This is a genomic window from Mesorhizobium sp. M7D.F.Ca.US.004.03.1.1, from assembly GCF_003998635.1.
GTDB lineage: Bacteria > Pseudomonadota > Alphaproteobacteria > Rhizobiales > Rhizobiaceae > Mesorhizobium > Mesorhizobium loti.
Map to the genome: position 1 here is coordinate 1 of NZ_RZQG01001516.1, position 819 is coordinate 819.

The 819-nt window shown below is 66.3% G+C and carries 1 protein-coding gene; it reads left to right on the plus strand.

All coding sequences use genetic code 11. The annotated features are described in order from the left end of the window. The coding region (locus tag EN935_RS38355) for an AMP-binding protein (RefSeq protein ID WP_164771840.1) at positions 1–819 on the plus strand (819 nt) is incomplete at both ends.

Sequence of the window (819 nt, forward strand, 5' to 3'; positions counted from 1 at the left end):
GCCTGCAGCCCGACGCTTCTGTCGTCGATGACATCAGACGTGCCCAGCCTGCGCACGCTTCTGGTGGGCGGCGAGGCCTGCCCGCACAATCTGGTAGTGCGCTGGTCGAAGCCGGGGCGGCAGATCCTCAACACCTATGGTCCGACCGAAGCGACCGTCACGGCAACCATGGGCGTGCTGACGCCTGACAGTCCGGTCACCATCGGCGCGCCGTTGCCGACCTATTCCATCGTCATTCTCGACGCATCGCTGCCGCAACTAGCCGAGCCTGGCGAACTGGGCGAGATCGGCATCGCCGGCATCGGGCTCGCGGTCGGCTATCTCAACAGGCCCGACCTGACCGAACAGAAATTCATTGCCGATTTCCTCGGCCTGCCGAACAACCCGTCCAGGCGTATCTACCGCACGGGCGACCTTGGCCGGATCAACGACCAGGGCGAGATCGAATATGCCGGGCGCATCGACACCCAGGTGAAGATCCGCGGCTACCGCATCGAGCTCGGCGAGATCGAGGCGGTGCTGCTCGACCAGCCCGAGATCGCACAGGCTGCCGTCACCACCTGGGAGATCGAGCCCGGCCGCGTCGAGCTCGTCGCCTACTACGCGCCCAAGGCCGGCGTGCCGGCGATTTCCCGCGCCGATCTTGCCCAGACGATGAAGCGGCGCCTGCCGGATTACATGGTGCCCTCCTACCTGGAGGAGCTGCCGGCGATCCCGATGACGGTCTCCAACAAGGTGGACCTGCGCCAGCTGCCGAAACCGACGAGCGTGCGGCTTTCGGCCGATCGCGCGATGGTGGCGCCCGGCAATGACGACGAG